This is a genomic window from Microbulbifer sp. MCCC 1A16149 (assembly GCF_050368945.1).
Taxonomy (GTDB): Bacteria; Pseudomonadota; Gammaproteobacteria; order Pseudomonadales; family Cellvibrionaceae; genus Microbulbifer.
Genome location: NZ_CP185959.1, coordinates 239301 through 252595, shown reverse-complemented (window position 1 = coordinate 252595; position 13295 = coordinate 239301). Strand labels below are relative to the sequence as shown.

The 13295-nt window shown below is 57.1% G+C and carries 16 protein-coding genes; 9 read left to right on the top strand and 7 right to left on the bottom strand.

Going from position 1 to position 13295, the window contains the following annotated elements; genetic code table 11:
* Positions 1–128 precede the first annotated feature (128 nt).
* Complete coding sequence (locus tag ACONT6_RS01060) at positions 129–872, bottom strand: type 1 glutamine amidotransferase domain-containing protein (protein WP_428820054.1); 744 nt, start codon at positions 870–872, stop codon at positions 129–131.
* 148 nt (positions 873–1020) lie between these two features.
* Here ACONT6_RS01060 and ACONT6_RS01055 point away from each other — a divergent pair, with 148 nt between their 5' ends.
* The 3 genes from ACONT6_RS01055 to ACONT6_RS01045 all read left to right on the top strand — a co-directional run bounded on the left by ACONT6_RS01055 (position 1021) and on the right by ACONT6_RS01045 (position 3808).
* A complete protein-coding gene (locus ACONT6_RS01055) occupies positions 1021–1947 on the top strand; it encodes a LysR family transcriptional regulator (protein WP_428820053.1) in 927 nt (308 codons plus the stop codon).
* Between the two features lie 71 nt (positions 1948–2018).
* Positions 2019–2318: a hypothetical protein gene (locus ACONT6_RS01050; RefSeq protein ID WP_255463486.1), complete on the top strand. Its 300-nt coding sequence runs from the start codon at positions 2019–2021 to the stop codon at positions 2316–2318.
* A 197-nt stretch (positions 2319–2515) separates the two neighbouring features.
* Complete coding sequence (locus ACONT6_RS01045; protein ID WP_428820052.1) at positions 2516–3808, top strand: DEAD/DEAH box helicase; 1293 nt, start codon at positions 2516–2518, stop codon at positions 3806–3808.
* An 84-nt stretch (positions 3809–3892) separates the two neighbouring features.
* Here the strand turns inward: ACONT6_RS01045 and ACONT6_RS01040 are convergent, their stop codons facing one another.
* Positions 3893–4516, bottom strand: a complete 624-nt coding sequence (locus tag ACONT6_RS01040) for a glutathione S-transferase family protein (protein WP_428820051.1) — start codon at positions 4514–4516, stop codon at positions 3893–3895.
* Positions 4517–4634: 118 nt separating this feature from the next.
* Between ACONT6_RS01040 and ACONT6_RS01035 the strand changes: the two genes are divergently transcribed.
* Together ACONT6_RS01035 and ACONT6_RS01030 are read left to right on the top strand one after the other, a co-directional pair.
* Entirely contained in the window at positions 4635–5594 is a 960-nt protein-coding gene (locus ACONT6_RS01035) for a helix-turn-helix transcriptional regulator (RefSeq protein ID WP_428820050.1), read from the top strand.
* A 70-nt stretch (positions 5595–5664) separates the two neighbouring features.
* Positions 5665–6357 carry an aspartate/glutamate racemase family protein gene (locus ACONT6_RS01030; protein ID WP_428820049.1) on the top strand — a complete coding sequence of 231 codons (693 nt, stop codon included), beginning with the start codon at positions 5665–5667 and terminating at the stop codon, positions 6355–6357.
* A 44-nt stretch (positions 6358–6401) separates the two neighbouring features.
* On the opposite strand, the gene ACONT6_RS01025 is transcribed toward ACONT6_RS01030, so the two are convergent.
* From ACONT6_RS01025 to ACONT6_RS01010, 4 genes are all read right to left on the bottom strand, one after another.
* On the bottom strand, positions 6402–6752 hold the full coding sequence (locus ACONT6_RS01025) for a hypothetical protein (RefSeq protein ID WP_428820048.1): 351 nt from the start codon (positions 6750–6752) through the stop codon (positions 6402–6404).
* A gap of 45 nt (positions 6753–6797) precedes the next feature.
* Positions 6798–7241, bottom strand: a complete 444-nt coding sequence (locus tag ACONT6_RS01020; RefSeq protein WP_428820047.1) for an SRPBCC family protein — start codon at positions 7239–7241, stop codon at positions 6798–6800.
* A 33-nt stretch (positions 7242–7274) separates the two neighbouring features.
* Positions 7275–7658: a YciI family protein gene (locus ACONT6_RS01015; protein WP_428820046.1), complete on the bottom strand. Its 384-nt coding sequence runs from the start codon at positions 7656–7658 to the stop codon at positions 7275–7277.
* A 122-nt stretch (positions 7659–7780) separates the two neighbouring features.
* Positions 7781–9025 carry an RNA polymerase sigma factor gene (locus ACONT6_RS01010; protein WP_428820045.1) on the bottom strand — a complete coding sequence of 415 codons (1245 nt, stop codon included), beginning with the start codon at positions 9023–9025 and terminating at the stop codon, positions 7781–7783.
* A 118-nt stretch (positions 9026–9143) separates the two neighbouring features.
* Between ACONT6_RS01010 and ACONT6_RS01005 the strand changes: the two genes are divergently transcribed.
* From ACONT6_RS01005 to ACONT6_RS00995, 3 genes are all read left to right on the top strand, one after another.
* Positions 9144–9512: a PH domain-containing protein gene (locus tag ACONT6_RS01005; protein ID WP_428820044.1), complete on the top strand. Its 369-nt coding sequence runs from the start codon at positions 9144–9146 to the stop codon at positions 9510–9512.
* Positions 9513–9521: 9 nt separating this feature from the next.
* Positions 9522–9956, top strand: coding sequence for a cupin domain-containing protein (locus tag ACONT6_RS01000; RefSeq protein WP_428820043.1), 435 nt, complete (start codon positions 9522–9524; stop codon positions 9954–9956).
* A 106-nt stretch (positions 9957–10062) separates the two neighbouring features.
* Positions 10063–10875, top strand: coding sequence for a hypothetical protein (locus tag ACONT6_RS00995; RefSeq protein WP_428820042.1), 813 nt, complete (start codon positions 10063–10065; stop codon positions 10873–10875).
* A gap of 93 nt (positions 10876–10968) precedes the next feature.
* On the opposite strand, the gene ACONT6_RS00990 is transcribed toward ACONT6_RS00995, so the two are convergent.
* A complete protein-coding gene (locus ACONT6_RS00990) occupies positions 10969–11706 on the bottom strand; it encodes a hypothetical protein (protein WP_428820041.1) in 738 nt (245 codons plus the stop codon).
* Between the two features lie 335 nt (positions 11707–12041).
* On the opposite strand from ACONT6_RS00990, the gene ACONT6_RS00985 reads away from it, so the two are divergent.
* On the top strand, positions 12042–13274 hold the full coding sequence (locus tag ACONT6_RS00985) for a DUF4124 domain-containing protein (protein ID WP_428820040.1): 1233 nt from the start codon (positions 12042–12044) through the stop codon (positions 13272–13274).
* The last annotated feature ends 21 nt before the right edge of the window (positions 13275–13295 follow it).

Below are 13295 nucleotides of genomic sequence, written 5' to 3'. Positions count from 1 at the left end.
AGCATAGGTAATCCCAAACATTGATAGTAGGCTTTTACCTCTACATTAGAAACTAAAGAGCCCAGTGACCGCCTGTGTCAGTCTCAACACAGGCAGTCACCGGGCTCTTTGCGTTTACGGGCTAGTGTTTACTTCTTCAGGGCCTTGGCCAGCACCTGACCCAGCTCCGCAGCAGACTGCGGGTTCTGGCCGGTGATGATGCGGCCGTCCTGCACTACAAAGCTTTCCCACGCTTTGCCTTCCTGGTAGTTGGCGCCTAGTGCGGTCAGTTCGTCCTGCAGCAGGTAGGGCACTACGTCTGCCAGGCCTACCGCTTTTTCTTCCTCGTTGCTGAAGCCCGCGACCTTCTTGCCGGCAATAATCGGCTTGCCGTCTTGGCCGGTGACGTTCAGCAGTGCCGCCGGGCCGTGGCACAGTGCCGCTACATAACCGCCGTCAGCATAAATGGCGGAGGCAACGCTGTTCACCGCGGGGCTCTTGGGGAAGTCCCACACGGTGCCGTGGCCACCGGCGAACAGGATGGCCTGGTAGCGCTTGGGGCTGACGTCCGCGAGCTTGCGGGTGTTGTCCAGCAGGCTGCGGGTTTGCGGGCTGGCGAGGAATTCAAAGTTGATGGCGTCATCATCCGCCAGGCTGCGCGCGTCCACCGGTACCGCGCCGCCCTTGATGCTGGCGATTTCCACTTCGAAGCCCGCCTTTTTGAGCTCGTGGTAGGGGTGGGTCAGTTCCGACAGCCACAGGCCGGTTTTCTCGTCGGTATCCCCCATCTGCTCGTGGCTGGTGGCCACGATCAATACCCGCGGCGCGGCCAGGGCGAGGCTTGCGGACGATAGCGCCAGAAGCACCACAACGATCGAAAACAGTTTCTTCATGTAAGGTCTCCAATAGACAGTTTGCGCCGGCAGCCGGCCCCACACGGGCGGGCCGCTGCCAGATTGGGGGCTATGCTAGGGCATATTCTGATATAAGATAATTCGATTCATTGAATTACAGTCTTTCAAAATATGAATATCGAAAGCTATGAATATCGGGAATAAAGACCTGAACCTGCTCAAGCTGTTCCAGGTGCTGTACGAGGAGCGCAACGCCTCGGTGGCGGCGGAGCGTATGAACCTGAGCCAGCCGGCGCTCAGCCACAAGCTGGCCAAGCTGCGTAGTGAGTTCGACGACACCCTGTTTGCCCGCGCCCCGCGCGGACTGACGCCCACGCCGCGGGCACACCAGCTGGCGCCGCAGATCCAGGCGCTGGTGCGCTCGCTGGAATCCTTTTACGACTACTGCGACGAAGAGAGCTTTCTGCTGCGGGAAGACCGGGTGCATATCTTTGGCACCGACTTTATCGAACAGTTGTTGCTGCCCAAACTGCTGCCGGTGATCAGTGAGCAGGCGCCCAAACTACAGCTGGTGTTTCACAACACCCGCGGCCGCCTGCCGCGCACCGAGCTGGAAACCGGCGCCTGCGATATCGCCATCGCGGGCTTCTTCGAGCAGTTGCCCGCGTCCTTTTACCAGCAGAAGGTCCACAAGGAGGGCTTCAGCGTACTGGCGAGCCGCAGTAACCGGCACATTGGGAAAACGCTGGATCTAGAGGCCTTCCTGGCCTGCGGGCATCTGGTCACTACTCTGACCGGTGACCTGGACGGTATCGTAGACAAGAAACTGCACAAACTCGGTCACCAGCGGCGCATCGTGGCGGGGCTGTCGAGCTTCCTGTCCCCCGCCACCACCATTGAGGGCAGCGACCTGCTGATCACCTGCCTGAACTCGGTGGCTGCACAGGCCTGCCGCAGCCTGCCCGACCTGGTGAGCTACCCCTGCCCGGTCAAACTGCCGGATGTAGACATACTGCAAATCTGGCACCAGCGCACCCAGGACGATCCGTTGCGGGCCTGGTTGCGCCAGCGGATCAAGGCGGCATTGTCGGCAAGGCCGAGCGTCAAATCCTGACCTGAGTCTGGCTGCCCTAAATTCCGTCCGGCCTTGCTACAATCGCGCCAAAATATTCACCCGGAAAGATTATGGAACACGAAATCCTCAAGGTATTTTTAACCAACCAGTGGCTGACCATACCGATATTCATCATCCTGGTAATTGGCATTACGCTGTTCTGGTTTGGGGGCCTGATGGCGGCGCTGACGGCGTTGGGTAACAACCGCTGGGGTTGGGGGCTGTCGTCTCTTATTCTCGGCCCGATAACGGGCCTCCCCTACTCCCTGATTCACAAGGAAGCCGACTACCCGAAATCACTCATGCTCAAGGGCCTGATGTTCCTGCTGGCGGGGCTGGTACTGTCACTCGTGGCGTGGGCCATTACCTGAACGGAATCTGCCCCTCCGCGGTCAGGGACCGACCGCGCATAACGCCTAAGGCATGGGGATTAGGGAGCGACCGCTCCCAACGCCTATTAGTTAGCCGGCGCCTACGCTGTACTTTACTGTTACCATGCTGCGCTGAAACCAGCCGCTGGCCATTCACCGGCCAATGCCCCTAGCTACCCCCCCTTTAGAGAGTCCAGATGACATTCCATCCCCTGGGATTGAGCGCCCCTATCCTGCAAGCCCTTGAAGAGAAAGGGTATGCAACCCCCACCGAGATCCAGCGCAAGGCGATTCCCGCCATCCTGGAAGGGCGGGACATAATTGCGACTGCACAGACAGGCACCGGTAAGACCGCGGCCTTTGTGCTGCCGATGCTGGATTTGCTCAGTGGTGAACGCAAGCGGCGGGCAAAGCGCTTTCGCGCGCTGATCCTGGTGCCCACCCGCGAGCTGGGCATGCAGGTGGAGGACAATATCCGGCTGTATGGCAAGCACCTGTCGGTGGCGTCCATGTGCATGGTGGGCGGCGTGGATCTGGAACCGCAGAAGCAGCAGCTGATTGAGGGTGTGGATATTGTGGTGGCCACGCCGGGGCGCCTGCTCGACCTGGCACACCAGCGCGCACTCTATTTCGACGAGCTGCAGATGCTGGTGATGGATGAGGCAGACCGCATGCTGGATATGGGGTTTATCGATGACCTCAACAAAATCCTTGCGCGCCTGCCCGAGCAGCGCCAGAGCCTGCTGTTTTCCGCGACCCTGTCGCCTCAGGTCCGGTCACTGGCAAAGGACGTGGTGGAGAATCCGTTTGAGGTGTCCATTGCGGCAAACACCCAGTCTGCACCCAAAATTTCCCAGTGGCTGATCGCGGTGGACAAGCACAACAAGTCGGCGCTACTCAGCCACCTGATCAACGAGCGCCACTGGACTCAGGCATTGATCTTTATCCGCACCCAGCACGGCGCAGCGAAGCTGGTGAGCCAGCTGGAGAAGCGCGGCATTGCGGCGGAATCCATCCACGGCGGTCGCAGCCAGGCCTCGCGCTCGCGGATTCTCGAGGGCTTCAAGTCCGGCGAGATCAACATACTGGTGGCCACCGGGGTTGCCGCTCGCGGTATTGATATCGACGAGCTGGAGCGCGTGGTCAACTACGATATGCCCGACGACGCCGATGAGTATATCCACCGCATCGGCCGCACCGGCCGCGCAGGGGCTTCCGGCGAGGCGGTGTCGCTGGTATCCAAGGACGATTTCAAACGCCTGTGCGCGGTGGAGCGTCGGCTTGGCAAAATCATTGAGCGGGTGACGATCGAGGAATTTCCTGTGGTCAAGGATCTGCCGGCGTCGAACCTGAATTTTTCGCCGAAGGGTGGGAAGGCGAACAAGAAGTTCAACAAATCGGGCCGCCCAGAAAAACCGGCCAAACCGGCAGCTGACAGCCAGTCGCGCAGCCCTTCCAGCAAAACCCCCTGGGGTGCTATCAAAAAGTAACCGGCAGCAAAAACTAAGACTCTGTGAGACGGGGCGGCCGCAAATGGCCGCCCCACCCGTTACATGTAGCCTGTCAGTTTTCTATCAGGCCTTCTCTTTCTCCAGCGCATCGTCTTTGACCGTGGCGCGGCGGTGCGCATCGCGGGCGGTGACGCGCTTGGCGTAGTCGATAAATTCCGGGCGCTTTTCAATGGTGCCGAACTCCACACCCCAGGCGATCTGCGCACCGACGTATACGTCTGCTGCAGTAAAGCGCTCGCCGCAGATATAGGTGTGCTCCTTGAGCCAGTGCTGCAGGTTATCGAGTACCGCGGTGTAGGTGCCGTAGCCCGCCATTCTCTGCTTCTGCGCATCCGGCTCCACGCCCAGCACTTTGAAGTCGGTAATCGCCGCTTCCAGTGGCCCCGCGGCAAAGAACAGCCAGCGGTAGTAGCTGGCGCGCTCTTCCGGCAGTGGTGCCAGCCCGGCTTGCGGGAAGGCGTCTGCGAGGTAAGTGCAGATGGCGGCACACTCGGTTACCACCTCGCCACGGTGCACGATGGCCGGCACTTTGCCCATGGGGTTGATCTTGAGGTAGGCGGGCTCTTTCATGTTGCCGTCATATTCGAGTACCTCGGTGCGGTAGGGAGCACTCACTTCTTCCAGCATCCAGCGCACCAGACGACCGCGGGATTGTGGGTTGGTATAGAAAATCACTTCATCTTGCATAGCAGCTCTCCGTTGCTTCAGTTTCTCATCATCCGTCACGGTGTGTGAGCGGGATGCGAGTACTCTATGGGTCAAATAGGCTATATTCCGCCCTAATAAAAAATGCAGGATGCAATTCATGTCGAATCCGACGACGAGGGTACTGGCGCTGCTGGAGCTGCTACAGAGTCACGGCAATGCCAGCGGGGGCGAGCTGGCAAAGATGCTGGGCGTAGACGGCCGTACGCTGCGCCGCTACATCGCGACGCTGGAAGAAATCGGTATTCCACTCACGGCGGAGCGCGGGCGCTACGGTGGTTATCGGCTGGTATCTGGCTACAAGCTGCCGCCGATGATGTTCACCAACGAAGAGACCCTGGCCATTTCCCTCGGCCTGCTAGCCGCGCGCAGTCTCAGTGTGGGGGAAGTCTCCACCGCCGTAACCAGCGCGCAGGCCAAACTGGAACGGGTGATGCCGCAGAAACTGAAACAGCAACTGCGCGCGCTGGACGATAGTGTCACCCTGGATCTGGTGCCTTCTGCGGCGGCGGACAGCCTCACACTGGCCACCCTGGCGGCCGCCACTCAGAACCGCTGCCGCGTGGTGTTTGACTATACCAGTAGCAGGGAAAACGCAGATGAGGCAGTGACGCAACGGGAATTTGATCCCTATGGCCTGGTGTTCCGCTACGGCCGCTGGTACGCGGTGGGCCACTGCCACCTGCGCGTAGAAATCCGCACCTTCCGCCTCGATCGCATGCGCCAGTTACGCAGACTGGAAACGCCTTTTGAACGGCCACAGGACTTCGATGCAGCCGGCTATCTCAGCGGTAGCTTCGCGACCATGGAGCAAGGTTTTGAAGTGGAGTTGTTCCTGCATACCGATCTCGAGACCGCCACCAGGATGCTCGGTGATGAACTCGGTCTGCTGACGCCAAAAGGCGATGGGGTGCTGTGGCGCGCACAGACCGGTTGCCTGGGCTGGTTTGCCTCACAGCTGGTACGGCTACCGTACGATTTTGAAATTCTCTCGCCCGCGGACCTCAAATCCGAGTTGCGCCGGCATGCAGAGAAGTTGCTGGCAATGACCACAGCTTAATCGGCACCCCTGCTCCTGATACAGTGAAATGCATTGGATACGGAACACTAATTAAAAAACAGGAAAAGCAATGAAGACCATTGGCCTGCTGGGCGGGATGAGCTGGGAATCGACCACCAGCTACTACAAGGCGATCAATGAGCGGGTGAAGGCGGAACTGGGTGGCCTGCACTCGGCCAAGATCTGCCTGTACAGCGTGGACTTCGCGGAAATCGAACAACTACAGCATGCCGGCGACTGGCCCGCGACGGCCAGGATTCTTGCGCAGGCTGCCAAATCCGTGGAGAAAGGCGGCGCGGATTTCCTGATGATCTGTACCAACACCATGCACAAGGTTTTTCACGAGATCGAATCACAGATTTCGATTCCGGTTCTGCATATTGCCGATGCCACCGCACAGCAGCTGGTGCGCGATAAAGTTACCAAGGTGGGCTTGCTGGGTACGCGGTTTACTATGGAGCAGGACTTCTACAAGGGACGACTTGTGGAAAACTTCGGTATCGAGGTAATTACCCCTGCGCCCGACGAGCAGAGCCTGGTGCACGAGGTGATTTACCAGGAGCTGTGCCAGGGGATCATTGAGCCTGAGTCAAAGGCTAGGTATCTGGAAATTATTGAGAACCTTCAGCAGCGAGGTGCGCAGGCAGTGATTCTCGGGTGTACCGAAATTGCTTTGCTGGTGCAGCAGTCTGATACGGAAACCCCGCTCTATGATACGGCGGAGATTCATGCGATACGGGCGGTGGAGTTTGCCCTTGCATAAAGATTCAAACCGCCGGGCGGATTATTGCCCGGCGGCAGTTGAATTCAGGGCGTCGGGATCGGCATACACTCCATCACTTCCACGCAATCGCCGGGGAAGATGGCGAAGTGCGGGTGGTTTTCGAAAAGCTTGGCCGCGTCTTCGTGGCTTTCCGCTTTGATGATGACGTAGCCCGTCATATTGTTTTGCACATCACTGATGCCATCGGGCCCAATACGCTTGGTCTTGCCCAGCGGGCCGCCTTCGGCAACGAGGATATCGCTGTGTTTTTCCATCCAGCCGCCCCAGGCGGCCATGCCTTCCTGGATGCGCTGCTGCCGCTCTTCTTCGGTGAGGTGGTCCCATGCTTTGCTGGTTTTTGGGGTACCGAGGTACATGGCGAGGTAGTTTTTCATGATTAATCCCTTCCCTGTTTAAACATAATTACTGTTGGAACTTAGTTACTGTTTGATTTCCGGTTCGACCAGACGGGCAAGGGCCAGCATGGACTCCTGCCAGCCGAGGTAGCACATCTCAACCGGGATCACGTCGGGGATACCGTCCTGCACGATGGTTAGCTCGGTACCACAGGACACCGGTTTGAGGGTGACCGTGACCTCCATGGTGCCTGGCAGGTTCGGATCGTCGAAGATGTCTATGTAACGAATACGCTCGTTCTCGATCATCTCCTTGAACTCGCCGCCGAAAGAATGCTTTTCCCCGGTAGTGAAGTTGATAAACGACGCCTTGTAGGTACCGCCCACCTCGGGCTCCAGATGGTCGTAAATCGCGTAGAAACCATCTGGCGGGGACCATTTGGCCATGGCGTGCGGGTTGGTGAAGGCGCGATAGACGCGCTCGGCCGGAGCGCGCAACACGCGGTGTAAACGTACGGTGCCGGGCATGGTGATTCTCCTCTTTTAACGTGTTTCGCGAACTCAGCCTGCGTCGCCGCCGGCGGCGTTACCGGTTTCCATCAGTTCCCGTGCGGGGCGCACTTCAACCGAACCGTAGCGGGCCGGCGGTATCTTGCCGGCCAGGGAGATGGCCTCGTTGAGATCCCTGGCCTCGAGCATATAGAAGCCGGCAAGCTGCTCCTTGGTTTCGGCAAAGGGTCCATCGGTCACGGTGACGCGGTTGTCGCGCACGCGCACGGTGGTGGCTGAGCTGGTGGGCATCAGCGGGCTGCCATCGATGAAGTGGCCGTTTGCACTCAGGTCCTCTACACAGGCAATGCACTCCTGGTTGAGCGCATCCCATTCCTGCTGGGACTTCTGCTCCATCAGCTTTTCGTCGTAATAGACCAGCGCCAGATACTTCATCTTTTGCTCCTTTTATTTGGCCAGCAGCTGCTGAGGTGTTGGTTTCACTGGTTAGTCGAATGGGGAGAAGGGATTTCGACAGTGGATTGAATCTTTTTTTTAAAATTTTTTGGCCTTGCTAGTCAGCCCGAGTCCAGTTCGTCGAGGCGGGCAGCGAGAAAGCGCTGCTCTGGCCCCTGTTGCGCCAGCGCCAGGGCACGCCGGTAGGCGGCGCACGCCTCATTCTTTTGCCCCAGACGACGGTACAGGTCCGCCTGGGCGGCATGTGCGAGGTGATAGTCCGTTAGCAAACCGCGCTCCAGTAACCCATCAATCACCGCCAGCCCCTGCTCGGGGCCATCCCGCATCGCGAGGGCAACGGCGCGATTGAGTTCGATGACCGGGGATGGGGTAATCTCCAGCAAGGCATCGTACAGGCCGACAATCTGCGGCCAATCGGTGGCATCCATGGAGCCCGCTTCCGCGTGTACCGCGGCGATGGCGGCCTGCAGGGTATAGGGACCAAAACGGCGACTGGCCAGCGCGCGCAGCACCAGTGCACTACCCTCCTTGATCTGCTCCTGATCCCACAGAGTGCGGTCCTGCTGCTCCAGCAGGATGAGATCGCCATTAGTGGACACCCGCGCTGCGCGGCGAGAATCCTGCAGCAGCAACAGCGCCAACAAGCCCTCCACCTCGGGCTCTGGCAATAACTCGCGCAGCAGCCGCGCCAGGCGAATGGCTTCCGCTGAGAGGTCCTGGCGGATCAGGCTGTCACCGCAGGAAGCGGAGTAGCCTTCATTGAAAATCAGGTAAATGGCGTGCAATACGCTGTCGAGACGCTCGGGTAGCTGCTCCGCCGCTGGAACCTCATAAGGGATTTTGGCATCACGTATCTTCGCCTTGGCGCGCACGATGCGCTGCGCCAGGGTGGGTGTAGAAGTTAAGAAGGCGCTGGCAATTTCTTCGGTAGTGAGCCCGCACACCTCGCGCAGGGTGAGGGCAAGTCGAGCCTCCGGGGCAAGGCTCGGATGACAGCAGGTGAATATCAGGCGCAGCCGGTCATCCTCAATGCCCTGGACTTCCAGCTCATCATCGGTTGTAAGCTCGGCTTCGAGGCGTTCGGCAACCTCCTCGTAAGACACATTGAAGCGCGCCTTGCGCCGCAGCTGATCGATGGCCTTGAAGCGCCCGGCAGAAACCAGCCAGGCGCGCGGGTTATCGGGGATACCGTCGCTGGGCCACTGTGTCAGTGCCGCGGCGAACGCATCGTGCAGGGCCTCCTCGGCGAGATCAAAATCCCCGAGCAGACGAATCAGGGTTGCGAGCACCCGGCGCGATTCGTTCTGGTAGATTTCTTTTAATCTGGCTTGGAACAGTTCCGCCATAAGTGTAATTTTTATCTAATTTAGGGATGCCGTTACTCGGGCTACTTACTATAGCGAAGATATGGCATTCTCTGTCGTACCAATTAGCCGTAAATCTGTATAAACGGATACCAATTCTATGATCGATTTCGAAAACAAAAGTCTGTTCAAGCTGAAACAGAATGCCGGATTCGCCGAAAAGGTCGCCCCGCTGTTACTCGACGGCGAGGAGGTGCTGGATTCCTTCAAATCCATGCGCGACGGCGTGGTGTTTACCAGCAAGCGAATTATTGCGGTCAACGTACAGGGAATCACCGGTAGCAAGAAGGATTTCACTTCGCTGCCTTACAAGAACATCGTCGCCTTCTCGGTAGAGAGTTCCGGTACTTTTGATATCGATAGCGAGCTGGAGCTGTATTTTTCTTCGCTGGGCAAGGTGCGGTTTGAATTCAGCGGTAAGGCACGGTTGATGGACATCGCACACTATATTGGCCGGTACGCGCTTTAGTAGCAGGCTATGAAATTATTACAAATAACAACGAATCGATATTTATCGGGCTTGGCGCTGACCCTTTTTGCCAGCGTGTCGCTGGCACAGAAAGTGGAAGATAGCGGATATTTTATCCAGCAGGATTCAGATATCGCGATCAATCAACCTGGCCCACATAAAGGCGGCGGCAAAACCACAGGTTTTCCGTTCTTTTCCGATGTATCCGCAATGAATCAGGTTTTTAAAAAGCGGGTTCTGCACCCTGGTTCGGCCATCGGCTACCACGAGCAGCACAAGGACGAGATCTATTACGTGATCAGTGGAGCCGGGGAACTGACCATGAATGGGAAGACATCCGAGGTTGGCCCCGGGACGGCCATCCTCACCCGCCCGGGGAACTCCCACGGCCTGCGACAGACAGGCGACGAAGATCTGGTGATTCTTATCGTGTACCGGAAGTAATGATCACAGGCTCACCGTGGATAGCTGCCCTGGGTGAGCCTGGCGCATAAAGGACCACAGACCGACACAGCTTGGGCCAAACTTGCTTTAAACGGCGGTTTTTAGCATGGACTCTTCTGGCATCTTTAATCAAATCTCCCTTCCCTATTTCGGCGGGTTTTCGGTGCTGTTGGTGCTCGTCTCCATGGCACTTGGCGACTTCTTTGGTCGGCGTAGTTCACGCAAGGGGGTATTGAGTGATGTTTCCATAGGCAGTGCAGTCGCGGCAATTCTCGGACTCCTGGCCTTTCTTCTGGCGTTTACCTTCAACTCTACGGCAGAGCGATTTATGCAACGCAAGGCGCTGTTACTTAATGAAGTCAACGCCATTTCCACTACCTACCTGCGGGCAGACCTTATCCCCGTCGAAGCACGGCTAAGGGCGCGTGCCTTGCTGGCGGAGTATTCGGCGGTACGGGATTTTGACCCGAAACACCTGGAGAACTTTGAGCAACGGGTATTGCGCAGCAAGGAAATCCACGAAGAACTCTGGCGAATTGCCGCGGAACTCAGTTCTGAGGGGTACGACGGGATACGGCTCGGCAAATTTATCGACGCTCTCAATGAAGTCATCGATTTCAACACATCGAGAATCCACGTCGGGGCCCACTACCGGATCCCGTCTCCGATTTGGGCGGCACTGGCGGTGGTGACTGCGCTTGCGATGTTCGGTATTGGCTTCCAGCTCGGTGCGGGTCGGCGCGGGTCTGTACAGATTGCGCTGGCACTGGCGCTGTCATTCTCGATTGTGATTTTACTGATTGCGGACCTGGATCGATCCTACCAGGGCTGGTTGATAGTGGAACAGGCCCCGATGTCAGAGCTGCATCAGGAGCTGCAACGAGCACAAAGAGCTGTCGTCCCTGACTCCATAAGATAAAGAAGTATTTGGAAAGCCGTCGAAAACGGCTTCCAGCGGATCCGAATCCTGGAGTTCGCTGGAAGCCCACACCAATAAATACCCTATGCGTCGTTAAATCTGACCACGCACCGGCAGAGAGGGAGTGTTTCTCTGGATACCCGCAATACGAATTCGGGTGGGCTGGCTGGCCTGGGGATAGGCAATCACGGTGTAGAAGTGCCCTTCGGTTGTCACCAGGGCAAATGTTTTACGGTTCGATTCTCCCGGTAAGGCCGCAGGCATGGCACCATTAGTCCACGGATCATTAAACGGGTTGAAGCCAGAGAATGCGCCAATTTGCGCGTCACGGGCATAATTATTCCAAGCTGTTCTTGCCGCGATTGAATTTGGTGTAGTAGGCGTCATGTCCGTACCCACATGCCCAACATAGCGCACGCCATTGCGCAAGTAGGTTGTGATCCAGCAGCCGCTCATAGGACCGGTGAGAATATCCACACCATTTGGACGAACTTCGCTTACCACGCCTGGCAACCACTCGAGCCAGGCAAAGTTACGGTGCACCTTGGGAGAATGCCCAGTACCAACGTTACTGGTTCTCTGGCGATCCATCTGACTTTGCACATGTTGTCCTGCGCGCTGGAAACCAATTTCCATTTTCTGTTTGAATGTTGGGTTAAATCCGGCCATCGGATTATTGGGTGCCATCGGCGCGGATTTGGATGAGGATTTGGAAATATGAAGTATCTGCCGGGTCACCTCCTGAAAACCGTTCGCCGCCGGCCTGGCATTAACTGGTACCGGCGTATTAAGTTCAAGATAGCGGCCCACTATCAATTTTTGTTCAATCATTTTTCGCTCCGTGAAACAATTAGCTAACCATTTTGACCGATATAGTAACCAATTTCTCAGATCAGCAACCAAGCAAATAAAAAATTAAAGATCGGCAACCCGATGGAACACTTTCCCGGCAAGCGAGCACTTACTTTTTACCAAGTACCATTTTTCATATTCGCAGCACTCATAACAGGCAGTGACTTTGGGCAGTCGGAAAGTAAAGAGCCTTCTTTAGGTTTCGAACGCACCCTAGCCATCATGCAGCCGACAATAGATGACTATCTGAACATTTTTTCATGCGCGCACGAAGAAAAGTGAAAGCTCGCGGTAACGGATAAGGAATATCGACCATGCGTGCGTATCTACTACTGGCCATCTTGCTGATACCCCGGCCACTCTTTGCAGCGCTCTACCAGTGTACTGATGTAGACGGCCATACGAGCTTTCAGGATACGCCTTGCGCTGGGCAGATCGAGGAAAGGAACCTCGATGAAGCGGCCCTGAGCTCCCGGATTAATATCAGCGGGGAGAAAGGCGCAGCCGTTCAACCCAGATTCGGTAACCGGGTTTTTAATGGCGACTTCTCTCGGGGTATCGAGGGTTGGAGTGCCGATAAGAATGCACATTTCTTCCACTGGGCAACCAGTTCCGGGCTCCCCGAGACTGGTGCTCTTGCGGTGCAGTCTACGCCACCAGAGCACCCCAAGGAGCGACGCATCTACAATGCGGAGCTTTCCCAGTGTGTGCCGCTTGAAGACGGTCGCCGGTATCGCCTTTCCGCACGCTATCAGCCCATCGGTTTCTTCAAAGCCCGCCAGACGAACAGGATCAACCTCGTCTGGTACAAGAGTGAGGACTGCTCCACCGGCGGTACTTTTGCCGCGTATCTGGAGCCCAAGCCCTCTGTACGTGGTTGGCAGCAAGTCACCCGGGATCGTCTGTTGCGCAACCTGAGTGCGAAATCGGCAAAAATTACTGTTTCCCAATCCAGGACTTCTGCCAAAGGGGAGCAGGCGATGTGGGATGACATTGTTCTCGTACCCTTAGAATTTCAGCAGGCTTCCCGTTCACCCACCTCCTACGATCCCAAGTTCACCCGACCACTGGGGGCAAACTACGTATTCAATGGGAATTTCAGCCAGCAACTGAATGGCTGGCAGACCAGCGGGGACACGCGCTGGTCTGCCGGAGAGGGCAAGGGGTACACCGGCGGTGCGCGCCTTGCCATCACTTCGGCCAAGGGCGGCTATGGTGCACACACCTTTTCTCAATGTATCAATATTGGTACCGATCGGGTTTTCACCGCGGCTGCGGATGTGAAAATCGACTCCCGCTCCAATCAAGAGGGCGGGGGGATATTCCGGGTCTCCTGGTACGAGGAGACCGAGTGCAAGGGTAGTAGTGAAAGTGCGCACCGCGAAGACAATGTGGAGTACATTGACGGCTGGCAGAGACTGACCATTTCGAGATTGGAGGCGCCGCCGAACGCACAAAGCGTGAAGCTGCGAATGACCCGGGGAGTGCGGGATACCGGATCATTTGCCTTTTTTCTGGATAACATAGAACTCAGAAGTATCCGGTAAGTCTTCTAAGTCTGTGCTCTC

Bases quoted from the DNA above. Each gene is read 5' to 3' on its own strand.
- ACONT6_RS01040 (WP_428820051.1), bottom strand. From the start codon at position 4,516: ATGCAAGATGAAGTGATTTTCTATACCAACCCACAATCCCGCGGTCGT.
- ACONT6_RS00995 (WP_428820042.1), top strand. From the start codon at position 10,063: ATGGACTCTTCTGGCATCTTTAATCAAATCTCCCTTCCCTATTTCGGC.
- ACONT6_RS01025 (WP_428820048.1), bottom strand. From the start codon at position 6,752: ATGAAAAACTACCTCGCCATGTACCTCGGTACCCCAAAAACCAGCAAA.
- ACONT6_RS01050 (WP_255463486.1), top strand. From the start codon at position 2,019: ATGGAACACGAAATCCTCAAGGTATTTTTAACCAACCAGTGGCTGACC.
- ACONT6_RS01035 (WP_428820050.1), top strand. From the start codon at position 4,635: ATGTCGAATCCGACGACGAGGGTACTGGCGCTGCTGGAGCTGCTACAG.
- ACONT6_RS01055 (WP_428820053.1), top strand. From the start codon at position 1,021: ATGAATATCGGGAATAAAGACCTGAACCTGCTCAAGCTGTTCCAGGTG.
- ACONT6_RS01030 (WP_428820049.1), top strand. From the start codon at position 5,665: ATGAAGACCATTGGCCTGCTGGGCGGGATGAGCTGGGAATCGACCACC.
- ACONT6_RS01010 (WP_428820045.1), bottom strand. From the start codon at position 9,025: ATGGCGGAACTGTTCCAAGCCAGATTAAAAGAAATCTACCAGAACGAA.
- ACONT6_RS01045 (WP_428820052.1), top strand. From the start codon at position 2,516: ATGACATTCCATCCCCTGGGATTGAGCGCCCCTATCCTGCAAGCCCTT.
- ACONT6_RS01020 (WP_428820047.1), bottom strand. From the start codon at position 7,241: ATGCCCGGCACCGTACGTTTACACCGCGTGTTGCGCGCTCCGGCCGAG.
- ACONT6_RS00985 (WP_428820040.1), top strand. From the start codon at position 12,042: ATGCGTGCGTATCTACTACTGGCCATCTTGCTGATACCCCGGCCACTC.
- ACONT6_RS01000 (WP_428820043.1), top strand. From the start codon at position 9,522: ATGAAATTATTACAAATAACAACGAATCGATATTTATCGGGCTTGGCG.
- ACONT6_RS00990 (WP_428820041.1), bottom strand. From the start codon at position 11,706: ATGATTGAACAAAAATTGATAGTGGGCCGCTATCTTGAACTTAATACG.
- ACONT6_RS01015 (WP_428820046.1), bottom strand. From the start codon at position 7,658: ATGAAGTATCTGGCGCTGGTCTATTACGACGAAAAGCTGATGGAGCAG.
- ACONT6_RS01060 (WP_428820054.1), bottom strand. From the start codon at position 872: ATGAAGAAACTGTTTTCGATCGTTGTGGTGCTTCTGGCGCTATCGTCC.
- ACONT6_RS01005 (WP_428820044.1), top strand. From the start codon at position 9,144: ATGATCGATTTCGAAAACAAAAGTCTGTTCAAGCTGAAACAGAATGCC.